At 65.0% G+C, this 24,902-nt stretch carries 16 protein-coding genes; 14 read left to right on the top strand and 2 right to left on the bottom strand.

The window, feature by feature from the left end; translation table 11 throughout:
• The 4 genes from ETQ85_RS01045 to ETQ85_RS01030 all read left to right on the top strand — a co-directional run.
• On the top strand, positions 1-901 hold a 901-nt coding region (locus tag ETQ85_RS01045; RefSeq protein WP_246128562.1), incomplete at its 5' end, for a pseudouridine synthase.
• A gap of 147 nt (positions 902-1,048) precedes the next feature.
• Positions 1,049-1,690 (top strand): hypothetical protein, encoded by a 642-nt coding sequence (locus ETQ85_RS01040; protein WP_148577258.1) that lies wholly within the window; start codon positions 1,049-1,051, stop codon positions 1,688-1,690.
• A 78-nt stretch (positions 1,691-1,768) separates the two neighbouring features.
• Entirely contained in the window at positions 1,769-4,009 is a 2,241-nt protein-coding gene (locus ETQ85_RS01035; RefSeq protein ID WP_222862013.1) for an EAL domain-containing protein, read from the top strand.
• An 18-nt stretch (positions 4,010-4,027) separates the two neighbouring features.
• On the top strand, positions 4,028-6,061 hold the full coding sequence (locus ETQ85_RS01030; protein WP_148577257.1) for an extracellular solute-binding protein: 2,034 nt from the start codon (positions 4,028-4,030) through the stop codon (positions 6,059-6,061).
• Between the two features lie 6 nt (positions 6,062-6,067).
• Here the strand turns inward: ETQ85_RS01030 and ETQ85_RS01025 are convergent, their stop codons facing one another.
• Complete coding sequence (locus ETQ85_RS01025; protein WP_148577256.1) at positions 6,068-7,681, bottom strand: sensor histidine kinase; 1,614 nt, start codon at positions 7,679-7,681, stop codon at positions 6,068-6,070.
• A 137-nt stretch (positions 7,682-7,818) separates the two neighbouring features.
• Here ETQ85_RS01025 and prfB point away from each other — a divergent pair.
• From prfB to ETQ85_RS00975, 10 genes are all read left to right on the top strand, one after another.
• A protein-coding gene (gene prfB / locus ETQ85_RS01020) for a peptide chain release factor 2 (protein WP_148577255.1) occupies positions 7,819-8,923 on the top strand; the annotation gives its coding sequence in 2 pieces (ribosomal slippage) (positions 7,819-7,899 and positions 7,901-8,923; 1,104 coding nt in all).
• Positions 8,924-8,947: 24 nt separating this feature from the next.
• Entirely contained in the window at positions 8,948-10,198 is a 1,251-nt protein-coding gene (locus tag ETQ85_RS01015; RefSeq protein WP_148577254.1) for a YfiM family lipoprotein, read from the top strand.
• 14 nt (positions 10,199-10,212) lie between these two features.
• Entirely contained in the window at positions 10,213-11,553 is a 1,341-nt protein-coding gene (locus tag ETQ85_RS01010; protein WP_148577253.1) for a hypothetical protein, read from the top strand.
• The gene (locus tag ETQ85_RS01005; RefSeq protein ID WP_148577252.1) at positions 11,553-12,254 is read left to right on the top strand and encodes a hypothetical protein; all 702 of its coding nucleotides are present in this window, start codon (positions 11,553-11,555) and stop codon (positions 12,252-12,254) included. The genes ETQ85_RS01010 and ETQ85_RS01005 overlap by 1 nt, the downstream gene beginning before the upstream one ends.
• Before the next feature lies 1 nt (position 12,255).
• Complete coding sequence (locus tag ETQ85_RS01000; RefSeq protein ID WP_148577251.1) at positions 12,256-15,057, top strand: AAA family ATPase; 2,802 nt, start codon at positions 12,256-12,258, stop codon at positions 15,055-15,057.
• 103 nt (positions 15,058-15,160) lie between these two features.
• Positions 15,161-16,258: a GGDEF domain-containing protein gene (locus ETQ85_RS00995; RefSeq protein WP_148577250.1), complete on the top strand. Its 1,098-nt coding sequence runs from the start codon at positions 15,161-15,163 to the stop codon at positions 16,256-16,258.
• Positions 16,259-16,387: 129 nt separating this feature from the next.
• Positions 16,388-17,893: a lysine--tRNA ligase gene (gene lysS, locus ETQ85_RS00990; protein WP_148577249.1), complete on the top strand. Its 1,506-nt coding sequence runs from the start codon at positions 16,388-16,390 to the stop codon at positions 17,891-17,893.
• A 207-nt stretch (positions 17,894-18,100) separates the two neighbouring features.
• Entirely contained in the window at positions 18,101-20,689 is a 2,589-nt protein-coding gene (locus tag ETQ85_RS00985) for a chemotaxis protein CheB (RefSeq protein WP_148577248.1), read from the top strand.
• A gap of 14 nt (positions 20,690-20,703) precedes the next feature.
• On the top strand, positions 20,704-22,920 hold the full coding sequence (locus tag ETQ85_RS00980; protein ID WP_148577247.1) for a PAS domain S-box protein: 2,217 nt from the start codon (positions 20,704-20,706) through the stop codon (positions 22,918-22,920).
• 113 nt (positions 22,921-23,033) lie between these two features.
• A complete protein-coding gene (locus ETQ85_RS00975; protein ID WP_187394534.1) occupies positions 23,034-23,468 on the top strand; it encodes an H-NS family nucleoid-associated regulatory protein in 435 nt (144 codons plus the stop codon).
• Between the two features lie 26 nt (positions 23,469-23,494).
• On the opposite strand, the gene ETQ85_RS00970 is transcribed toward ETQ85_RS00975, so the two are convergent.
• The gene (locus ETQ85_RS00970) at positions 23,495-24,901 is read right to left on the bottom strand and encodes a 3'-5' exonuclease family protein (protein WP_148577245.1); all 1,407 of its coding nucleotides are present in this window, start codon (positions 24,899-24,901) and stop codon (positions 23,495-23,497) included.
• Position 24,902: the final 1 nt, after the last annotated feature.

Genomic DNA, 24,902 nt, shown 5'->3' with positions numbered 1-24,902 from the left:
CGAGCGCCCCGCCCGTCCCTACGGCGACCGGCCGCCGCGTCCGGCCGGTGATCGCCCGGCCCGACCCGATTTCGCCAAACCGGACGCCGACGCCCGCCCTCCCCGTCATGAGCGCAAAAAATGGACCGGCGAGCCGCGTACGCCCATCGAGCCGTCGCCACTCCGCGATGACGGCTCGATCCGCCTCTCCAAGCGCATGACCGAACTCGGCCTGTGCTCGCGCCGCGAAGCCGACGAGTACATCGAAAAGGGCTGGGTGCGCGTCGATGGCGAGGTGGTCAGCGAACTCGGTTCCCGCGTCAAGCCCGGCCAGGCCGTCGAACTGGACCGCCGCGGCCAGACCGCTCAGGATGGCCGCGTCACCTTCCTGCTCAACAAGCCGGTAGGCTACGTCTCCGGCCAGGCCGAAGACGGCTACGAGCCCGCCAGCGTGCTGCTGGTGCCGGATAACCGCTGGGCCGAAGATCCCAGCGAAACCCGCTACCTGCGCACCCACCAGCGCGGCCTGGCGCCCGCCGGCCGGCTCGACATCGACTCCGTCGGCCTGCTGGTGTTCACCCAGGACGGACGCATCGCCCGCGCACTGATCGGCGACGACTCGAAGATCGAGAAGGAATACCACGTGCGCGTCGAAGGCACAGTCGATGCAAAAGGCCTGGCCCTGCTCAACCACGGCCTGTCCCTCGACGGCGAGGCCCTGCGCCCGGCCAAGGTCAGCTGGCTCAACGAAGACCAACTGCGCTTTGTGCTGCGCGAAGGCAAGAAGCGCCAGATCCGCCGCATGTGCGAAATGGTTGGCCTCAAGGTCGTCGGCCTCAAGCGCGTGCGCATCGGGCGCATCATGCTTGGCCACCTGCCCCCCGGGCAGTGGCGCTACCTTAGCCCGGATGAAGTCTTCTAAGCCGGCACGGGCGTATGTAGATTTAATACTTCGGCGTGACATGCCCCCTGTCGGCAGGGGACATGTCACGGGTAGAATCGATGTAAAGGCGGCCTGCGCCCGGGACTCCCGCAGGCTCGCCCTTACAAGCCACTTCCGCCACCGCCCATGACGCTCCTGCACGCCCTGCACCGCCTTCTCCTTGCCTGCCTGCTCGCCATCCTGTGGCCAGGTGCGGCCTTTGCCATGCTGAGCGAAGTCTACGATGGCGTGCTCCTCCCGGACAGCTTTGAAAATCCGATCACCATCACCATCGAAGTACGCGAACAGGGCAGTACGCTGATTGGCCGCGTCAAGACCGGCCCGCCTCTCAATACCTCCTCCCCCATCTACGTCGGTGAGAACAACTCCGGCAAGTGCAAGATCCGCACCCCGATCACGCCGACCATCACCCTCCGCCTCTTCGGCAGCTGCCACCAAACCCTTTACGAAGGCACCTACACGACGCTGACAGTCAGCCAGGAGGCCAGATCCCACGGCATCTTCCGCATGCAGCCAAGGCAGCCGAAGAAAAAGGAAACCGAGGAAGAAAAAAACCGCAGCATCAAGGCGCTTCCACCCGCAGACACCCTCACCGACTGCATCCGCAGCAACACCCGCTGCCTGCTGGGCTGCCCCCGTGGCGACTACAACGTGGAGTTTCTGTGCTCCAACCGATGCCGCCAGAAATTCCAGTCTTGCAAGAGCAAGAGCAATCAGCCGCCAGCCACTGCACCCACTCCCGAAGCAGTCCCGGCGGAGCCGCGCTGACACGGGCAGCAGCTCAAGTAAGGCCGGCCCATGCCGTAACCCGACAATACGGTCAGCAGGCAGTACGAAGGAGAAGACGTGAGCGAGGGAAACGACGAAATCCTGTTTTGCGACGAACCGCCCGACACGCCCCCCTCCGGGCCGAACTGGCGGGTGCTGATTGTCGATGACGAAATCGACGTACACCAGACCACCGTCTTCGCCATGCGCGGCCTCGAAGTGCTTGGCCGCACCATCGAATTCCTGCACGCCTACAGCGCCGCCGAAGCCTGCCGCCTGCTTGCCACCGAAAAGGACATCGCCGTCGCGCTGCTCGATGTGGTGATGGAAGAAGTGGATGCCGGCCTGAGTCTGGCCCGCACCATTCGCGACACCCTCGGACTGCATGAATTGCGCATCGTCCTGCGCACCGGTCAGCCCGGCTATGCGCCCGAGATGGACGTCATCCGCGATTACGACATCAACGACTACAAGACCAAGTCCGACCTCACCCGCATCAAGCTGTACACCACGCTCACCGCAGCAATACGCTCCTACAACCAGCTCCACATCATCGCCGCCAGCCGGCGCGGGCTCGACCTGATCGTCCGCGGCAGTGCCAAGCTGATGGCCGAGCGCGGCATCAACGAGTTCGCCAGCGGCGTCATCACCCAGATCACGGGCCTCCTCGGTCTGCCTCCGGAAGGGCTGATCATCGCCCGCCGCAACGACGCCGAGCCGGTCAACGCCGACAACCTGCGCATCGTGGCCGCCGCCGGTCGTTACGCCGGACTGCTCAACCAGCCGCTGACCCGGGTCGACGACGCCGATGCCCGCGCGCTCCTGCTGCGCTGCCTGTCCGAAGAATCCAGCGTCTTCGGCGCCCGTCACACCGCCCTGCTGCTCGGCGCCGGCGCCGGCATGGTGATGGCCGCCTACCTGGACAGCGCGCAACCCATCGGTGGAACCGATCGGCTGCTGATCGAAGTCTTCTGCAGCAACATTGCGGTGTGCCTGGAAAACCTCGACCTGTTTTCCCAGCTCAGCGTGTCGGCCTACGTGGACCCGCTCCTCAAGCTGCCCAACCGGACCCGCCTGATGCAGGAGATCGACCACCGCAAGCGGAAGGTCGGCGCGGAAGAAGAAACCCTGATCCTCATCGACCTGGACCACTTCTCGGAAACCAACGAAGCCCTTGGCCATCAATACGGTGACCGCATCCTGCGCGCCGTGGGGGCCCGCCTCCGCGAAAGCTTTACCGGATCGGTGATGGTCGCCCGGGTGCATGGCGACACCTTCGGCCTGCTCGGCCCTGTCAGCCGCCTGCCGCAGCAGAACGTTGCCGACCTGTTCCAGGAGCCCTTCGACATCGACAACGCCGAGCAGATGATCTCCGCCACCTTCGGCTGCGTGCGCCTCGACGAACTGACCGGTGACGGCGCCGAGATCATCAAGTGCGCCAGCATCGCCCTCAAGCGCGCCAAGGCCAACGGGCGGGGCAGTTTCGCCCGCTACGACCGGGACATGGGCACCGAAGTGCAGGAGCGGGTCCGGCTCCTGCGCAACCTGCGCAATGCCTTCCAGCACGACCGCCTGTTTCTCAACTACCAGCCCCAGATCGACCTCTCCAACGGACGCATCATTGGTGCCGAAGCGCTGATCCGCTGGAAAACCGAAAGCGGCGAACTGGTTCCACCCGACAGCTTCATCGCCATCGCCGAATACTCCGGCCTGATCGTCGATATTGGCCAGTGGGTGCTGCGCAACGCCTGCTTCCGCCAGATCAGCCTCGAGAAAGCCGGCTTCACCAACTTCCGGATGGCCGTCAACGTCTCCATCGCCCAGTTCCGCCACCCCCAGTTTCTCGACATGCTCGAACAAGCCCTCGCCGACACGGGAATCAACCCGGCGCTGCTTGAACTGGAAATCACCGAGTCGATGGCGATGCTCGAACCGGATTACGTGATCGGCGTGATCCACAAGGTCAAGACACTGGGCATCAGCGTGGCGGTGGACGACTTCGGCACCGGCTTCTCGTCGCTTTCCTACCTGCAGCGACTGGCCGTCGATCGCCTGAAAATCGACCGGGGTTTTGTAAATGCCATCCGGAGCCCCGCCCAGACTACCGAATGCATCGCCCAGACGGTCATCCAGCTCGGCCGCAACCTGGGCCTGACGGTGATTGCCGAAGGCGTCGAAACCGAAACCCAGGCCAGACTCCTCAAGCAGATGGGCTGCCATGAAGCCCAGGGCTACCTCTTCGCCCATCCGCTCGACAGCAGTGAGCTGGTACGCTGGCTGGAACAGCACCGCGACAGCGGCTGCCCGCTCAACGACTGACGCACGGAAAGCCGCCGGATGCCCCTTCTTCGCGCAGGCATCCTTCTATTCCTGATCCTGGCCGGCAATCCGGTTCAGGCCGGCGGCGTGGTCCGCTTCGCCGCCATTGAGCGCGAACCCTACTCCGGACATTCCCTGCCCGACCAAGGCTACGTCCCGGAACTGGTCAGAGCCGCCTTTGCACGCAGCGGCTACCGGGTCGACATCGCCTTCTATCCGCCCAGCCGGGCCCGCAGCCTGGCAGAAAGCGGCGAAGTGGATGGGTGGATGCCGGTCTATGCCGACCCGGCCCTGGGCGACAATTTCATCCTGTCGGCCCCCTTTCCAGGCGATCACCTTGGCCTCCTGAAACGCAGGGAATCGATCATTCGGCTGGGCAAGGATGCAGCACGCCACCCGGTCGCGGCGCTCGAAGCCCTGTCGCGCTACCGCTTCGGCGCCACCCGTGGCACCCTGCCGGCCCCGGCGGCCGAAGCCACCGGGCGACTGCGCCGGGAGCTGGTCAGCCAGGATCTGCAAAATCTCGACAAGCTGGCCTACAGGCGCATCGATGTGGCGATCATCGACAAATACGTGGCCGCCGACCTGATGGCGCTGCACCGCCCGCACTTCATCGGCAAGCTCGAATTCCTCACCCCGGCCCTGTTCTCCAGCCCCTTCCACCTGGCCTTCCCGCTCGCCCAGGCCCGTCACATCGAGTTGCGCCAGGCCTTCAACAACGGTCTCAAGGCCCTCGAAAAGGACGGCAGCCTGCTGCGCATCCTGTCGCGCCACGGCCTGGCCGCCCCCTCGCCAACGCGCAGCGGCCGCACACGCCTGACCATCGGCACCGTCAATAACCGGGAGATGCAGGTCATGCAGCGCCTCTCCCGCCAGTTCGAGCGGGCCCATCCCGACATCGAACTCGAATGGCGCGTACTCGAAGAAAACATCCTGCGCCGACGCACCCTCAGCGACCTGGCCATCGCCGACGGCCAGTTCGACGTCATCACCATCGGCCCCAACGAAGCCCAGAGCTGGCGCCAGGGCTGGCTGCTGCCCATCGACACGCTGCCCCCCGGCTACGAGCTCGAAGACATCCTGCCAACCGTACGCAGCAGCCTGACCGTGGGCGGCAAACTCTACGCGCTGCCCTTCTACGCCGAAAGTTCGATGACCTACTATCGGCGCGACCTCTTCCAGCAAGCCGGCCTCGTAATGCCGGCCCGCCCGAGCGTCAATGACATCCGCCGCTTCGCCCAGGCCCTGCATCGCCCCGAAAAACAGCAATACGGCATCTGCCTGCGCGGAAAACCCGGCTGGGGCGAAAACATGGCACTGATCGGCACCCTGATCAACACTTTTGGCGGACGCTGGTTCACACCACGCTGGGAGCCCGAGATCGACTCCCCCGAATGGGCCAACGCAATCAACTGGTATGTGGACGTGCTGGGCAGCTACGGCCCGCCCGACGCGGTCCGCACCAGCTTCAACGAAAACCTGCGGCTCTTCGCCGACGGTCACTGCGCCATGTGGATCGATGCCACCGTCGCGGCCGGCAGCCTGTTCAACCCGAAGGAATCGAAAGTCGCCGCCAGCCTCGGCTTTGCTGCTGCCCCCACCGCCGTCACGCCGAAGGGCTCCCACTGGCTGTGGACCTGGGCACTGGCCATTCCGGCCTCCACCGAAAAGCGCGACGCCGCCAAACAGTTCATCACCTGGGCCACCTCGAAAGACTACATCCGCCTTGTGGCCGCCGAAGAGGGCTGGGTTTCGGCCCCACCAGGCACCCGCCGTTCAACCTACGACAATCCGGACTACAAGGCCGCAGCCCCCTTTGCCGGCTTTGTGCTCGATGCCCTCACCAAGGCCGACCCGCGTGACCCGACCGTCAAGCCAGTGCCCTACGTCGGCATCCAGGTTGTGGCAATCCAGGAGTTCCCGGCCATCGGCAATATGGTGGGACAGGAAATCAGCGAGGCTCTGAACGGCAAACAGGACGTCAGCCAGGCCCTGCAGCGGGCCCAAAAGCAAACCCGCAAGCAACTGCGCGAATCCGGCTACCTGCCCTGAAACACCTCAACTGACCGGTCGCGCTGGCGCCACCGGCGGGATTGTCACCCGGAACACCGTCCCCTGCCCCGGCGCACTGCTCACCTCAATGGCGCCGCCGAGCAGCCCCACCACGATGTTGCGCGCGATATGCAAACCCAGCCCCGAGCCGCCCTGACCAAAGCGGGTCGTAAAGAAGGGCTCGAAGATCCGCTGCAGCACCTCCGGCGACATGCCGACACCGTCGTCCCGACACACCAGACAGACTTGTCCGTCATCCAGCAAACGGGTGGAGATCGCCACGCAGCCCGTGTCCCGGCCGGAAAAGGCATGCGTCAGGGCGTTCAGCAACAGATTGGTCAGCACCTGGCCGAGTGGCCCCGGATAGCTGTCCATCGTCACGTCCTGCAGGTCGGTCTCGATGCGAAAAGGCGTGCGATTGAAACTCGGGCGCACGGTAATCAGGATCTCGTTGACCACCTCGACCAGACCGAAACTGCGCCGCATGTCGGTCGTCTGGTCGATGGCCAGCTGCTTGAAACCGCGTACCAGATCAGCCGCCCGCATCACATTGCGCTGCAGGATGTCCTGACCTTCCCGCGCCTCTTCCACATGGGTTTGCAGATCAGAGCGGCGCAGCGTGTTGCTGGCGATGCGCGCCTCCAGTCCGGCGAGCAGGTCTTCCAGTGTGGTGACCACCGTCAGCGCATTGCCGAGGGGCGTGTTCAGCTCGTGGGCGACGCCCGCCACCAAACGCCCCAGGGAGGCCAGTTTCTCCGCCTCGATGAGGCCGCTCTGGGTGCTCTTCAGGGCTTCGAGGGCGCCGCGCAGCTCTTCATTGGCGCGGGATAAAGCCTCGGTGCGCCCGGCCACCCGCTGCTCCAAAAGGGCGGCGTGGGCAGTGAGTTCGTCATTCTTGGCATGCAGTTCGTCAAAGGCATGCAGCAAGGCCACCCGCATGTTCTCAAGGGCTACCGCCACGCGCCCCACTTCATCGTCCCGCAAGGGATGAATTTCGCGGTTCAGATTGCCTTCCGACAAGATCCGCGCCGCTCCCGTCAGGGCCGCCATCGGGCGCAACAGGCGGCGCTGCAGGAAACCCATGATCAACACCCCGCCGATCACCAGCATCGCCGCCGTCGCCAGCATGCTCCGCTCGACGGTGGCCCGCGCCAGGGCCAGATACGGTGCCGACGTCATCCGGACCGCCACCCGCCCGATGACTTCCCCATTGGCGACGATGTCACCCGACTGGCCAAGCACGCTCGCCACATCCGCCTCCCCCGCCACCGCGTACTCGACAAACGGCCGCTGGGCGGCACTGTCGAACACCGTAACCGAGACGACCCGCGGATCGTCCGCCACCAGCGCCCTGACGGTGGCCTCCGCCTCGTCCCGCGCGTAATCCCACAGCTGGCCCTGCATGGTGAGGGTCAGGACGCGGGTGGTGCGCGCCAGATCGCGGGACAAATCCTGACGGGCCCGCTCTTCGCTGAAATAGTGTTCCAGTGCAAAGCTCAGGGCCGCGGCGGCGACCAGCCCGATGAGCACGGCCAGCAGCGTGATCCAGCGCACACTGACCGGCAACAGCCACCCACCCTGGCGCTGCGGAGCGTGGGCGTCGAGGGAGGAATGGGGCATTCTGCGTCACCATGCGGGGGATCAATCAAGCCTAGCACAGCCCCTCCGGCCGCCACCCGCGCTTTTCGCCAGCGGCGCCAGCCTCCATGACACAAGGTATAATGCTCGGTTTTCCCGAACCAGCCAGGGCACCGATCATGGAAGCAGAACGTCTGAACGCCATCTCCAACAAGCTCGCCGACCTGAAGGCTCGGGAGCAAGAACTTCGGAGGTATCTTTGACTACGATACCAAGTCGGAAAAACTGATCGAAGTCAGCAAGCAGCTCGAAGACCCCGATATCTGGAACGATGCGGCGCACGCCCAGGAACTCGGCAAGGAAAAGAAGACCCTCGAAGGCGTCGTGGTGAACCTGCAGGAAATCGACCAGGGCCTGGTCGACTGCAAGGAACTCTTCGAACTGGCCGCGATGGAAGAAGACGAGGACACCGTGGTAGCCGTGGAAACCGACGTGGCGGCGCTTGAAGCCCGCGTTGGCGAACTCGAATTCCGCCGCATGTTCAACAACCCGATGGACGGCAACGCCTGCTTCATCGAAATCCAGTCCGGCGCCGGTGGCACCGAGGCCCAGGACTGGGCCGGCATGCTTGAACGCATGTACCTGCGCTACTGCGAACGCAAGGGCTTCAGCGTCGAACTGCTGGAAGAATCCGAAGGTGAAGTGGCCGGCATCAAGAGCGCCACCATCAAGGTCGGTGGCGAGTACGCCTACGGCTTCCTGCGCACCGAGACCGGCATCCACCGCCTCGTCCGCAAGAGCCCCTTCGACTCCAATGCCCGCCGCCACACCAGCTTCTGCTCGGTGTTCGTGTTCCCCGAGGTGGACGACTCCATCGAGATCGACATCAACCCCGCCGACGTGCGCACCGACACCTATCGCGCCTCCGGCGCGGGCGGTCAGCACATCAACAAGACCGACTCCGCGGTGCGTCTCACCCACATCCCCACCGGCATCGTCGTGCAGTGCCAGAACGACCGTTCCCAGCACCGCAACAGGGACGAAGCCTGGTCCATGCTGCGCGCCCGCCTCTATGAAGCCGAGCTGCGCAAGCGCCAGAGCGAACAGCAGAAGCTCGAAGACTCGAAGAGCGACATCGGCTGGGGCCACCAGATCCGCAGCTACGTGCTCGACCAGAGCCGCATCAAGGATCTGCGCACCAGCTACGAAGTGGGCAACACCCAGGGCGTACTCGACGGCGACCTGGACGGCTTCATCCAGGCCAGTCTCAAGCAGGGCGTTTAAGGCAGTTTTGCCGGGATCTTCAATATGATGCGTTTCTTCCGCTGGCTGACAGCCGGCTTCGTGGTGCTGCTGGCTGTCCTGGTGGTGCTGGCCTTCAAGGCAGTGGAAGAGATACCGCTCGTCCCGCAAGCGGAGGCCCCGTCCGCGGCTGCCGTCGCGCGGGCGAAGGACATCATCCGCAAGAATGACCCGCGCAAGCTGGCCCGCAATGAAAGCCACGAAGTCCGCATCACCGGGGCCGACCTGGAAGCCCTGCTCAATTTCGCCAGCGGGCGCGGCCTGAAGGGCAGCGCGGCCCTCAACCTCTATCAGGGCCACGCGGAGATCCGTTATTCCGCGCGCCTGCCCGGCACGCCCCTCGGCCGCTTCCTCAACGTAAGTGCCCAGGTCGGCAGCAGTGGCGACCAGCTCGAACTCGAACAGGTGCACATCGGCCAGGTGCCGATCCCCTCCCCCGTCTTCAAGCTCGCCCTCAGGCAATACATCAAGCACACCGAGCTGGCCGACGAGCTCAGGCTCCTCAAACAGACCATCTCGCAAATCATCATCGCCCCGGACAGCGTCCGCTTCACCTACGTGTGGCAGCCGGAAATCCTCGACTCGGCCCGCGCCCTGGCCATTTCGCCGGATCAGCGCGAACGTCTCACCGCCGCCCATCGCCAGCTGGTTGCCCAGATGGACAGCGTTGCTCAAGCCCGCACGGTACCGCTGGCCCGCGTCCTCGGCCCGCTGCTGGCCAACGCCGGCGACAAGGCCTCCGCGGCCGAGCGCGCCAATGCCTACCGGGACGCCCTCCTCGTCACCGCCTTCCACCTGAGCGGCAGAAGCCTGGCCCTGCTGATCCCCGAAGCCCGCCAGTGGCCGCAACCCCGCCCGCTGACCCTGACCCTGCGCGGCCGTACCGACCTCGCCCAGCACTTCAGCGTCTCCGCCGCGCTGGCAGCCTGGGCCAGCGAGCCGCTGGCCAACGCCATTGGCCTCGAAAAGGAAGTCGATGACGCCAAAAAGGGCAGCGGCTTTTCCTTCGTCGACCTCACCGCCGACCGGGCCGGCACCCGCCTGGGCGAACTCGCCGCACAGAATCCCGAGCGCCTCGCCGCAGCCCTCGCTGTCGGGCTCACCGACGCGGCCATGCTGCCATCCATCCACGGGCTGCCCGAGTTCATGATGGCCCACGAATTCCAGCGCCGCTTCGGCGGTGTCGGCGCCCCGGCCTACAAGCGCATGGCCACTGAAATCGAAGGCCGCGTCAGCGCCCTCGCCCTGTTTCGCTGAAACCTGTCCACGCCATGAACGAAGTCCGCCTGGAGGAATTGCTGGCGCCCGGCGTCACTGCCGACGACGTCCCCGAGCTGGCCCCGCTCCTCAACGCCCGCACGCTGCTCTCAGCCTTCAGCACACTCTTCCACGGCAGCGAAGCCGAGGTGTTGATGCGCCTCTTGGTGCTGCGCGAGATCGGCCGTGAAACCGACGCCCCGCGCTGGGAACCGGAAACCCTGCGCCAGCGCTTCGCCTTCCTCGACCCGGTCAAGCTCGAAACCGTACTACGCCGCCTGCGCGGCAACGGCCTGCTCGAAATCGGCGACGATAACCTCTACGCCCTCTCCGACCTCGGCCGCAACGCGGTCGCTGCCATCGGCATGCTGGTCAGTTTCAGCGCCGAGGACGACCTCGAGCTGGGCTTCCTGACCGCCCAGCTGGCTGGCCTGCAGGCCGTCGGCAGCGTCACGCCAGAGGCCCTGGGTCACCTGCTCGGCAAGCTCAACGATCTGGCCTGGCACTTTGAAGACGCCATCGCCTCGGGCTCCGAATTCCGCATCGCCGACGCCCGCCGGCGCCTGTCCGCCAACACCCGCTGGATCGAAAAGGGCACCGAGGTCCTGCTCAATCTGCTGGCCGACCCGGAAGTCCCCTTTGATCTGGCCCGCGTGGCCCAGCGTATCGGCCTCGCCCAGTCGCGCCTGGCGCGGGTGGATGCGGCCTTCCAGCGCGCCGTCAACAAAATCGAAGCCCAGCGCGTCACCCTCGGCGGCTCCGGCATTTCGTCCAGCGACGTGGCCGGCTGGCTGCGGGGACTGGACTCGCGCAGGCTGGCCGAACTGGCCCTCGGCGCCCTTGCTCCGGCCCCCGAACTCACGCTGCTGGCCGGTGGCCACGAACTCCTCGACCGGGCCGAACTGGCCCTTTCCGAAGAGGCCCGCCAGATCGAAGCCGACACCGCCCTGCCGCCGTCCGAAGACGCCCCCGACCGCCAGCCCGAACAGGAAGACCTGCGCCTCCTGCAGCACTTCAGCCAGCGCCTGGCTCGCCTCGGCGAGGCGGGTGCACAACCGGCCAGCCTCGCCCACGTGGTTGCCGGTGGCGGCTTCCCGGCCAGCAGTTACCGGCTGTCACTGCTGGCGCTACTGGCGGACGGCGGCGACAGCGCCGGCAGCAGCCCGGCCGACGGCCCCATCGGCGACTTCATGCGCCTGCCCCTCGACGTGCTTTTCGAGGCCGGCACCGTGAAGGTCGGCGAAGACGAAATCGCCCGCATGTCAGCCGGCCTGGTTGGCGCCCGCGGCAGCCTGCCGGCCGCCGAAGTCGTACCCACGTCCGACAACACCGAAACCCTTTCCGACGAAGCCTGATGGAACAACAGATCCGGACCCTCACCGCCCGCCTGCTGGCCAGCCGCAGCCTGCCGCGCACCGATGCGCTGGTGCGCCGCGCGCTGGTGGACGAAGCCTTCCGCGTGGACCTCGACGCACGCCTCGCCGCCGTCGGCCTGCAACTCATCGACAACCCCTACGCCGCCCACGTGGCCGTCGCCCTCACGGCCGACGTGCACGAGCCGGTCTTCGGCGCCACCCGCGAATACGCCGCCAGCAACCTCGGCCTGACCCGCGACCAGCTGGCCCTGCTGGTGGTCATCTGGGCGCTGATCATCCTGCCCAAACGCGAACGCCAGGTGAATCGCCAGAAGCTCGCCGACGACGGCCAAAGCGACATGTTCGGCAAGGACGGCCCGCTCGAACACGGCGAGGAAGTCTCCGGCGCCATTGTCGAAGCGTCGCTGCTGGCCGACTTCGCCCCCGTCCTCGGCCACAAGACCTACGTGCAGGGCAAGCTGCTGTCGCGCCTCGCCCAGCTCGGCTTCATCGAACGCAAGGGCGGCATGATCCTCGAAGGGCCGCTGCTCGACGTGCTGCTCGACTACCGCACCCTGGCCGACCGCATCATCTACGGCACCCTCGGCGAAGTCCTCGCCCAGGCCGGCCACCCGCCCCCGGCCCGCGACGCCTTCACGGCACCGGAGCCCGACGACGCCGACGCGGAAGAGGACGACTGACATGTTCCACATCAAGCAACTCGAACTGGTCCACTGGGATTACTGGCGCCGCTTCAACCTGCCGCTGGACGCCCAGATCATCACCATCGTCGGCCCCAACGGCTCCGGCAAGACCACCCTGCTCGACGCCCTGCGCACCCTCTTCGGCCTGCGTTGCTCGGGCAAGCGCGACTTCCGCCGCTACGTGCGCCGCGCCAACCGCAGCTTCGCGTGGATTCGTGCAGTGGTCGCCAACAAGCCCGGCAGCACCGGCAAGCGCCCCTTCTTTCCATGCCTCAAGGATGAAGTCACGCTGGCCTGCCGCATCCGCCGCGCCGGCGGCGACTGGACCCGCGACTACGCCATCGCCGACGGCGACATCGCCATCGAAGCCCTCGAAGCCAACGAGGAAAAGTCCGTCGAATGGGTCGGCTACCGCGACTACCAGAGCCGCCTCGCCTGGGGCGGCCTGACCCCGGCCATCGCCAAGGTCCTGGCGCTCGAGCAGGGCGACACCGACAAGCTCTGCGAATACTCGCCAAAGGCCCTCCTCGAACTCGTCTTCGACGTCTTCGGCGACAAGGAAGTGCTCGACAACTACGCCGCCGCCCGCGAAGAACAGAACAACGCCGAAAAGGAACTGGCGGCCCTCGGCCTCGACCTGGACCGCCTGCGCGCCCAGGCCGAAACCAAGCGTCTGGAAGCCGACCGCTTCCTCGAATGGAAGCAACTCGACGACGAAGCCAAAGCCCTCGCCAGCGAGATCGTGCCGCGCCTCGAAGTCGCCGAACTGGTCCGCGACATCGCGCTGGCCCGCGACGACATCGGTCGCAGCCGTGCCGAACGCCAAAAAAGCGAAGACGAACTGGCCGCCCTGAAGGCCCGCACCGCCCAGGTCGAAGCCGAAAAAACCACTGCCGACAACGAACGCAAGGCCGCCCGCAGCCGCGAACTGGAAGCCGACAAGGCCCACCTCGCCGCCCACGACGAAGTGCGCGACTACGACAAGCTCCTCGCCGAGCGCAGCGCCCTGCGTGCCCGCCTGGCCCGCGAAGCCGGTGACGGCGCGGTAGACCTGGAAGCCGCCTATGCCAAGGCCGACGCCCGACTACTGCAACTGCAACGCCAGGAACGCGAAGCCGTCGCCCGCTTCGAAGAGAAAACCGCCCAGCTGCGCGCCACCCGCGATCACCGGGGCTCGCCGGGCGATCCGGAGGTCACGCGCTTCCGCGCCCGCCTCAAGGAAGCCGGCATCGGCCACCGGGCCCTGTCCGAAATCGTCGAGGTCACCGACCCGGCCTGGCAGGGCGCCGTCGAAGCCGTGCTGCGCCCCTACCGCCACGTGCTGCTGCTCGAACGCGAACAAGACCGCCACGCCGCCTGGGCGCTGGGCGAGCAGGAGCGCTTCCGCCACTTCCTGGTGCCCGAGCTCGAAACCGCCCCGCCGGCCACCCGCGGCTCGCTGGCCGAAGTCATCCGCTTCGCCGACGACGTGCCGCGCTGGCTGCCCGACCTGCTCAACCGCATCCAGCGCGTCGATGATGCCGACACCGCCCGCCGCCTGCCGAAAGAAACCGAATGGATCACCCTCGACGGCTACCACCGCGAACGCCGCGGCGCCCGCCACCTGGGCAAGCCGGCCGAATTCCACTTTGGTGAGCTGGCCCGCGCCGCCCGTCTCAAGCAGCTCGATGCCGACATGCACAGCCTCGACGCGCGCCTGCGCGCCCTGCGCCCCGAGCTCGACGCCGCCAAGGAAGAAGCCGACGCCCTGCGCGCGCGCCTGCACGGCATCGAGGCCGCCCAGTTGCTGGCCGCCCGCGCCGATGCCTTCGAGCAGGCCGACAGCGCCCTGCCGGAGGCTCGTGCCCGCCTCACCGCCGCCATTGCCGCCCGCGCCGAGGCCAAGGGCGACGTGGAGCAGATCGACCAGCGCCTGCGCGGCATCGACATCGAATTCGACCGCCGCAAACGCGAAATCACCGGCCTTGTCCGCCGGGTGAGCGATCTGGCCGAAGAGGCCGCTCCGCGCCGCCGCGAACAGGCCAGGCGCATCCAGCGTCTTCGTCAGCAGCGCCGCGGCATTCCCGTCGACTGGTGCGACGCGCAGCAAACCGCGCTGCTCGCCGAGCGCTACGGCGACGCCCGCGGCGCCCGCAGCGAACTGGAGCGCCTGCGCTCCCGCCTCACCGATGGCGACTGGATCACCGACGACACCGTCCTCACGCTGGCCAGCCGGCTCAAGGCCGACCTCAACCTGCGCGAACGCGACTACGCCGAGCGGGAATCCTACTTCGCCACCACCCGCCGCCTCACCTCCGACGCCCGCGCCGCCTACATCGCCAAACTGCGCGCCACCGTGCGCCAGTACGGCAAGAACCTGCGCTCCCTGGGCGATCTGGCCAACGTGGACGTGGATTGCCCGGTGCCGGTGCTGGAAAACGACGACCGCCTGCTATCCTCCGCCGGCCTCGAAGTGCGCTTCGACTTCGACCGCAAGGGCGCCGTCGGCCTCAACGACGGCGAAGCCTCCGGCGGCCAGCAGGTCATGAAGTCGCTGATCCTGCTCATCGCCCTGCTGATGGACGAGGCCCGCCCCGGCGGTTTTGTGTTCATCGACGAGCCCTTCGCCCACCTGGACATCGCCAACATCGACCGGGTCGGCACCTTCCTGCGCGCCACCCGCGCCCAATACCTGATCACCACGCCGGTGACCCACAACGCCAACGTCTTCGCCCCGGCCCAGCTCACCCTGGTGACCCGCAAGAAAAAACCCGGCGATGACTGGGCCCCACCCATCGGGCTGATCCAGCGCGCCGTCTGAGCACCGGAGCGGGGCCTGGTCCCGCTCCGGCGTACGCAAATGGGCTTCAGATTTACTGGCTCCGGACGTTATCAAGCTGGTCAAGGCACTACCCGTTCGCACCATGCCCACCCGCAAGGCATCCCAACCATCGTCCCGCATGCTCGAGCTCCTCGCCGGAGCCGAGGTCTTGTCGCGGACACGGGATCTGCGCAGCATATTTCGCACGGCAGCCGAAACGGCAATGCGCTTTCTTGACGGCAGTTACAGCCTTCTCTTCTCGGTACGCTTCACGCCTCCCGACCTGTGCGTCGGCCTGCTCGGCTGCTGCGTTTCCGATGGCACCGACACCTACTGGGACGACGTTTGCGACGGCCAGTCGTGGCTGCCCGTCGATCCCCTGCTGGCCGACTGCCTGCACACCGACTTCGGCCACGCAATCATGCACGAAGGCGACACCTGGCGCCTCGCCTTCGCCATCGGGGCCCTGGGCCAGGCCCACTGGGTACTGGAAATCCACAGTCCGACCAAACCGCAAGAGAGCGACTGCAGCGCCCTCAGCCTGTTTCTGCGCTGTTTCGAGAATCAGCAGCAGGCCTGGGAATACGCCAACCTCGACACCCTCACCCGGCTCCTCAACCGCAAGACTTTCGACGACGACTTCGAGCGTCTGATCGCCGCCGCCGAACTCGCCGAACAGGCCCTCCAGACCCCGCTTGAGCGCCGCGAGCCGGAGCTGGCAGTGGCGCAGCCCTGCTGGCTCGGCGTGGTCGACATCGACCACTTCAAGAAGATCAACGACAACTACGGTCACCTCTTCGGCGACGAGGTGCTGCTGCGCGTCGGCGACCTGATGCGGCAGAGCTTCCGCAGCCACGACAAGCTGTTTCGCTTCGGCGGCGAGGAGTTCGTGGTGATGCTGCGCAACGTGGCCGAAGACCACGTACAGAGCATTTTTGACCGCTTCCGCCAATCGGTTGAAGGCCAGGACTTCCCGCGGGTCGGGCGGGTTGCCTGTTCGGTCGGCTTCTCGCGCATCGACCCGCGCCTGTCGCCGGCTGAGCTCCTCGGTCGTGCCGACGAAGCGCTGTATTACTCCAAGGAGCACGGCCGCAACCAGGTCAATGGCTTCGACGAGCTCATCATGAGCGGCAAGCTGCGCATCACCACACCGGCCGGTCAGGCCCAGATCCAGTCCGACATCGACGAGATTTTCCTGTAGCCGACAGGCACAACGGGGCCCCAACCGCCACCGTTCGCGACGATCCGGCCCGGATGTGTCAAAATTCAGGGCTCTGCGGCGTTTTTTTGATGCAGCCGCCCCCCGATTTTGTTGATTGAAGAGCCCATCATGTCCGACCAGAACTCCTCGCCCGCCCTGGACGAAAACAAGCTGATCGCCGAACGCCGTCAGAAGCTCGCCGAATGGCGCGCTACCGGCAAGGCGTTTCCGAACGACTTCTCCCGGGAAAACACCGCCGGCAAACTCGACGAGGTCTACGGTGAAAAAACCGTCGAAGAACTCGAAGCCCTGCCGGTCGAGGTGAAGGTTGCCGGTCGCATCATGCTCAAACGCGTGATGGGCAAGGCCAGCTTCGTCACCATCCAGGATCTGTCCGGCCGCATCCAGCTCTACGTCACCCGTGACGCGCTCGGCGAAGAAGGCTACGCCGACTTCAAGCGCTGGGACATCGGCGACATCGTCGGCACCATTGGCACCCTGTTCCGTACCAAGACCGGCGAACTGTCGATCAAGAGCAGCGAGCTGCGCCTTTTGACCAAGAGCCTGCGCCCCCTGCCGGACAAGTTCCACGGCCTGGCCGATGTGGAAACCAAGTACCGCCAGCGCTATGTCGACCTGATCATGAGCGAGGAAAGCCGCCTGACCTTCCTGTCGCGCAGCCGCCTGATCCAGTCGATTCGCAACTACATGACCGGCCACGGCTTCCTCGAAGTCGAAACGCCGATGATGCACCCCATCCCCGGTGGCGCCTCGGCCAAGCCCTTCGTCACCCACCACAACGCCCTCGACATGCAGCAGTTCCTGCGCATTGCGCCGGAGCTCTATCTCAAGCGCCTGGTGGTCGGCGGCTTCGAGAAGGTCTTCGAGGTGAACCGCAATTTCCGCAACGAAGGCCTGTCGCCCCGTCACAACCCCGAATTCACGATGATGGAGTTCTACGAGGCCTACGCGAACTACCGCACCCTCATGGACTTCACCGAAGGCCTGCTGCGCCACGCCGCCCGCGAGGCGCTGGGCACCGAAGTGTTCCAGTACCAGGGCCGCGAGCTCGACCTGTCCAGACCCTTCCACCGCCTGACCATCGTCGAAGCGATCCGCAAGCACCACCCCGGCTTCAACGACGCCCAGCTGGCCGACGCCGACTGGCTCAAGCAGAAGATCAAGGACTTCGGCGAGAAGGTGAAGCCGGGCGGTCTCGGCAGCCTGCAGCTGCAGCTCTTTGAAGCCTGCGCCGAAGCCGAAACCTGGGAGCCGACCTTCATCATCGACTACCCGGTCGAGGTCAGCCCGCTGGCCCGCGCCTCCGACGACAACCCCGAAATCACCGAACGCTTCGAGCTGTTCATCGTCGGCCGTGAAATCGCCAACGGTTTCTCCGAACTGAACGATCCGGAAGATCAGGCCGCCCGCTTCCAGGCCCAGGCCTCGGCCAAGGATGCCGGCGACGAAGAGGCCATGTTCTACGACGCCGACTACATTCGCGCCCTCGAATACGGCCTGCCGCCGACCGGCGGCTGCGGCATCGGCATCGACCGCCTGGTCATGCTGCTCACCGACAGCCCGGCGATCCGCGACGTGATCCTGTTCCCGCAGATGCGGCCGGAGTCGGACTGAAGCCAGTCTGGCCCGGAAAAAAAGCCCGCCGGCCTCGGGGTCGGCGGGCTTTTTCATGGATAAGTGCAAACAGGCAACACGAACGAGAGCCGACAGCCCATCAGGCAGAAAAGGGCTCTTTCCCTTTCTCCCTGCTCAGTTAGACTTGAATCTCCGGACGTTTCCCTCCCCGGAAGCCAATCCCTTCGACCAAGGATTGCGAAGACGATGAAGGATTCTGCTACGCCTGCAAAAACGGATGGCCACGCGCCACACAGCGCAGAGCGCTTCCCGATCGTCGGCATCGGTGCTTCTGCCGGCGGACTGGAGGCCCTCGAAGACTTTTTCAGTCACACGCCGGCCGACAGCGGCATGGCCTTTGTCGTCGTCCAGCACCTGGACCCAACCCACAAGGGCATGATGCCCGAACTGCTGCAGCGCGTGACGAGCATGCCGGTGACCCAGGTGCGGGACCGGATGAAGGTCAAGCGGGATTGCATCTATGTGATTCCGCCGAACAAGGATCTGTCTCTTCTACATGGCGTCCTGCACCTGATAGACCCGGTCGCCCCTCGCGGCCTGCGCCTGCCGATCGACTTCTTCCTGCGCTCCCTCGCCGACGACCAACATGAGCGCGCCATCGCCGTGATCCTTTCCGGCATGGGCTCCGACGGCACCCTGGGCCTGCGCGCCATCAAGGAGTTTGCCGGACTGGTACTGGTCCAGAATCCGGCCACCGCCAAGTTCGACGGCATGCCCGGCAGCGCCATCAATGCCGGTCTGGCTGACATCGTCGCAGAGGCCAGGGATCTGCCGCAGCGCATCCTCGATTTTCTCACGCGGGTCCCACAAAGCGGTCTGGACAAGCCAGCCCCCGAGCCCGAGAGCCCCGCCCAGAAAAGCGGCCTGGACAAGATCGTCATCCTGCTGCGGGCCCGTACCGGGCATGATTTCTCGAGCTACAAGAAAAGCACCATCTATCGCCGCATCGAGCGCCGGATGGGCATTCATCAACTGGCCCGCATCACCGACTACGTTCGTTACCTGCGCGAGAACCCGCAGGAAGTGGACCTCCTGTTCAAGGAGTTGCTGATCGGCGTGACCTGCTTCTTCCGCGATCCGGATGCGTGGAATGCTCTGCAAAAAATCGCGCTGCCGCAACTGCTCACAGGCACCCCTGCCGGCCACACGCTGCGGGCATGGGTTGCCGGCTGCTCGACGGGTGAGGAGGCCTATTCGCTGGCCATTGCCTTCCGGGAAGTGCTGGAGCAGATCAAGCCTGTCGGTCAGTTCTCGCTGCAGATCTTCGCCACCGACCTCGACCCGACGGCCATCGAGACGGCGCGCCAGGGACGCTATCCGGCCAACATCGCCGCCGACCTGTCGCCCGAACGACTGAACCGCTACTTTGTCGAGGACGAAGGCACCTACCGGGTGTGCAGCGAGATCCGCGAGATGGTGGTTTTCGCGCCGCAAAACGTAATCATGGATCCGCCCTTCACCAAGCTCGACATCCTGTGCTGCCGGAATCTGCTGATTTACCTCAACGGCGAACTACAGAAGAAGCTGCTGCCGCTTTTTCATTACAGCCTCAATCCCCGCGGCCTGCTCTTTCTGGGCAGCGCCGAAACCATCGGCAACTTCACCAATCTGTTCGCCCCCCTTGAAGGAAAAAGTCGCCTTTACCGACGCGGCGAGCATCTGGCACGGGCGGCCCAGGTAGATTTCCCCAGCCGCCTGTACCTGACGCCCACCGCCATGCCCGACGACGTGAAAGCCATCCCGACCACCAATATCCAGGCCCTGACCGATCAGCTGCTGCTCCAGCGGGTGGCCCCCGCTGCCGTACTCGTCAATGCAGCCGGCGACATCCTGTACATCAGCGGTCGCACTGGCAAATACCTCGAACCGCCGTCCGGCAAGGCCAACTGGAACATCCACGCGATGACTCGCGACGGGCTGCGCAACGAGCTGACCCTTGCCCTGCCGAAAGCCCTGCGCGACAAGACCACCGTGACCCAGCGGGGCATTCACGTCGATCTCAATGGCAGCAGCCAGACCGTCGACCTGAGCGTGCTGGCCATCGACGAACCGGAAGCCCTGCGGGGCATGGCGCTGATCGTGTTTGCCGACGTGGCAAGCCCACCCGCCGAGTTGCCCACCGGCAACAGCCGACGCACGCCATCCCGGGGACGCATGGCCGAGCTGGAAGTAGCCCTGCAGCGGGCGCGGGACGAAATCCAGAGCGTTCGCGAGGAAATGCAGTCGCAGCAGGAAGAGCTGAAATCGGCCAACGAGGAACTGCAATCCACCAACGAAGAGCTGCAGTCAACCAACGAGGAGCTGACCACCTCCAAGGAAGAAATGCAGTCGCTCAATGAAGAGCTGCAAACGGTCAACGCCGAGCTGCAGTCGAAAGTGGATGAGCTGTCGGCAGCCAACAGCGACATGAAGAACCTGCTCAACAGCACCGACATCGCCACCATCTTTCTCGATGGGCATCTGCACGTACGGCGCTTCACGACTCAGGCAACACGCATCTTCAAACTGATTGCCGGCGACATCGGCCGACCGCTCTCGGACATCGTCACCGAACTACAGTATCCAGACCTGCAAAGTGACGCGCGGGAAGTGCTGCGCAGCCTGGTCTTCTCGGAAAAGCAGGTCCAGACCGGCGACGGACGCTGGATCATGGTGAAGATCATGCCCTACCGTACCCTCGACAACGTCATCGACGGGGTGGTCATCACGTTTACCGACATCAGCGTTTCCAAGAAACTGGAAGCAGAACTGCGAGGCCGACAGGCCCGGCCCTGAAGGGAGTCGCCATCTTGAAGCGTACTCAGCAAAACGCCGCCGAGCTTCGTCGAGAGGCCGAGAGCCGGCTGGAACAGGCCAGCCACCTGGTCGCCTCGCCCACCAGCGAGGAAGATGTGCGCCGGCTGCTGCACGAACTGCAGGTGCACCAGATCGAACTGGAAATGCAGAACGAGGAACTGCGTGAAACCCGTGCCGAGGCCGAGGCGGCGCTAACCCGCTACACAGACCTCTACGACTTCGCGCCGGTGGCCTACTTCACCCTTGACCACAATGGTGTGCTGGTACAGCTCAACCTGGCCGGCGCGAGCCTGCTCGGCGCCGGCCGCGCCTCCCTGAACGGACGGCGCTTCACCGACTTCGTCAGGGCCGAATCGCACGCCACCTTCAGCGAGTTGCTCGCGAAGGCCCATGCCAGCGGAACCAAGGAAGTCGGTGACATCGCCCTGCAGTCGGCAGAATGGCCGCAACGACACCTGTTTGCGCATGTCGAACTGGCTGCCAGCGAAACTGGCCAGACGACCAACATCGCCGTGGTTGACATCACTGTCAAGAAACGCACCGAAGATGCGCTGCGGGAACACGAAGTGAATTACCGCCAGCAAACCGAAGAGCAGCTCTCCAAGCTCTCCCTGGCCGTGGAGCAAAGCCCGAACGGCATCGTCATCACCGATCTCAACGGCAACATCGTCTACACCAATGCCGCCTTCACCACCATCTCGGGCTACCCGGGCGACGAAGTGCTGGGCAAAAACCAGCGCTTCCTGCAATCGGGCCTGACACCGCGACTGACCTACGAGACGCTGTGGCACACCCTGACCAGCGGCGGAGTGTGGAAGGGAGAATTCGTTAACCGGCGCAAGAACGGCGAGCTGTATCACGAATCCGCCATCATCTCGCCGGTACGTGGGCCGGATGGCTCCATTCGCCACTATCTGGGCATCAAGGAAGATGTCAGCGAGCACAAACGGGTTGCCGCCGAACTGGAGCACCATCGCCATCACCTCGAAGAGATGGTGGCGGAGCGCACCCGTCAGATCCAGGAACTCAACCAGCAGCTCGAACGACGCAGCGAACAGGCCGAGGCTGCCAATCGCGCCAAGAGCACATTCCTGGCCAACATGAGCCACGAAATCCGTACACCGATGAACGGCATTCTCGGCATGGCGCACCTGCTGCGACGCAGCCCTCTCTCTCCCGCGCAGACCAACCAGCTCGACAAGATCGACGCCTCTGCCCACCATCTGCTGCACGTCATCAACGACATTCTCGACCTCTCAAAGATCGAGGCGGGCAAGGTCACGCTGGATAAGCACGACTTTACGATGACCGACATGATCCAGAACATCATGGCCATCATCGGCGGCCGCGCCACCGAAAAGGGCTTGTCGGTGCACGTGGACCTCTCGGGTGCGCCACGCTGCCTGCACGGCGACCGTATGCGCCTGCAGCAGGCCCTGCTCAATTACCTCGGAAACGCACTCAAGTTCACCTCCCGCGGCCACATCACGCTGCGCTGCCTGCAGATCGGCGAAAGTGAAAACGACTGGCTGCTGCGCTTCGAAGTCGAAGACACCGGCATCGGCATCCGGCCGGAAGACCAGGCACGGCTGTTCAAGCCCTTCGAACAGGCTGACAACTCCACCACGCGGGTATACGGTGGCAGCGGCCTGGGCCTCGCCATCACCCGGCGGATTGCCCAGCTCATGGGCGGCGAGGCCGGCGTCACCAGCCTTCCGGACAAAGGCAGCACCTTCTGGCTGACCATCCATGCAGGCAAGTGCCAGACGCCGATACCGACCATCGGGTTGCTACCTGCCTCAGAAGCCGAAGATATTCTCCGGCGAAAACATGTCGGCACACGCATTCTTCTGGCCGAGGACGACGCCACCAACCGGGAAGTCGCACAACTGATACTGAACGATGTGGGCCTCGAAGTGGAGGTTGCCGAGAACGGGGTCGAGGCTGTCGAAATGGCCCGGAGGAAACCCTGTGCATTGATCCTGATGGACATGCAGATGCCGAAAATGGATGGTCTGGAGGCTACTCGACAGATACGCGCCACAGAACATGGTGCCAGAATCCCGATCATCGCCATGACCGCCAATGCCTTCCCGGAAGACCGGACACGCTGCCTGCAAGCCGGCATGAACGACTTCATCGCCAAGCCGGTCGACCCGGACGTCCTGTTCACCACCGTATTGCACTGGCTGACTGCACCGCCCTTGTGACGCATCAAACGAATGTCACACAATGTTGCTCCCCGCAGGAGCTCGCTCCTGTTATGTTCATTCCACCGCTTTACCCTACTCGACCCGCCCCCAAGGGGCCATTGATGCCGCCCATGAAAGAACTGAAGTCGTATCCGCAAGCTGAACTTGAAGCCCTGGCGGAGCGGATCAAAACCGAGATACTCAAGCGGGAACAGGAAGAAGAAGATCGTGTGCGCCGGGCTGCCGAAGAACTGGCTCGCCAGGCCGCCGAAGCGGAACGCCTGGCCCGGGCCGAGGCAGAGGCCGCCGCACGGGCTTTAGCCGAAGCCGCGGCAGAAGCCGAGCGTGTCGCCAAAGCGGCCCTCGAACCGCCCCCCGCCGAAAAGGAAACCGCTCCGGTGCGCTACATGCACCCATCCAACCGGGCACTCACCTGGAACGGCGTCCCGCCAAGACCCGACTGGATCGGCGCCTGGCTGACCACCGGCGGCACCCTTTATGCGCTTGAAGTTGCAGCCGAAAAACTCGCCCCCAAACCCATCCCGGGCAGCTTCCGTCCCAAATAAGCCATCGTGCATCCGGCTTTGCCGGATTACCCGCCGGCCGGCGTCTCCGGGAACAAGGGCAGCACCGTGGCCTTGCCCATGGCTTTCTGCAGGATCTTGAACACATCCAGATCGAAGGCCGGCTTGCCGGACTCCAGCAAGGCCCACACCTCACTCTCGTCCTTCGCCGTCCCCAGGTAGCACCAACCGTCCACCACGTGGATCGACTCGCCCTCGCGAATGCCCACCGGGCCCGGATGGGGCCAACGCGCCACTTTCAGCTTGTGCAGCGCCGCTATCAGGCGGGCACCGTGCATGCCGCGAGCCTCGCCGCCGATACAGGCACCACGACAACGCTTGAGCTGATAGCCGAAACAGGGCTGGCCGGACCGCACCTTTTCCAGGCCAAGGCAGGCCTGACACAGGCTGTGCTCCTCAGCCAGCGTGCGCAGGGCCTTGATCGCAGCGGCCCGACTGGTGAAGAAACCGAACAGATTGTCCTGCCGGCCCGGGTCCAGATCGCGGGCATAAGCCAGCTCCGGACGCCAGCCCCCCTGCCCGTCCTCCACCAGTTGCCAGGCGCACAAGTCCGACTGGCGACGCAACCGGCGGTTGTGAATCGGCTGACGGGACTTGACCAGCGAGGCCTCCAGCAGCAAGGCGCCGATCTCACCCGCCGTTTCGATCCACTCGATGCGACGCAACTGCTGGGACAGGCTCATTTCCTTCGCGCTGCGATGGTCAGCACTGAAGTGGGACAGCACACGGGAGCGGATATCCACGCTCTTGCCCACGTACAGGGGCAAGTCGTTCTCGCCAAAGAAGAGGTAAACACCAGGCCCCTCGGGCAACTCGTCGATGACGGCCGGATCCAGATTGGGCGGCAGCGACGGGTGACCACTCAGGCGCGCGATGGCCGCGTCGATCACCGAATGCTCGAAGGCCTCGTGGATGAGTTGCCAGAACTGCCACACCAGCTGCGCATCACCCAGCGCACGGTGGCGGTCGGCAACCCGCAGACCATGGCGTTCGATCAGGCTGTCGAGGCCGTGCCGCTTGTGTTCCGGATAAAGGGTGCGCGACAGCTTGACCGTGCACAGCACAGACGGTCGCAGCGGCATGCCGACCCGCTCGAAAGCGTTGCGCAGGAATCCATAATCGAAGCGGGCGTTGTGGGCGATGAAGAGACGGCCGTCGAGGCGGTCGTAGATTTCTTCAGCCAGTTCGGCAAAAGTCGGCGCATCCGCCACCATCTCGTTGGAGATGCCGGTCAGGCGCTCGATGAATTCCGGAATGCGGCCCTCGGGACGAACCAGGTGCGACCATTCCCGCACCCCGTCCTCATCCACCTCGACGATCCCTACCTCGGTGATCCCGTCGATGGTCGCCGTGCCACCATTCGTTTCAATATCGACGAAGGCCAGGCCCCGCCAGCGTCCGTTATCGAGCTTCACT

The organism is Zoogloea oleivorans (genome assembly GCF_008107625.1).
Classification (GTDB): Bacteria; Pseudomonadota; Gammaproteobacteria; order Burkholderiales; family Rhodocyclaceae; genus Zoogloea; species Zoogloea oleivorans.
The sequence above is the reverse complement of the archived record's forward strand: the minus strand, read 5'-3'. Positions and strand labels throughout refer to the sequence as shown.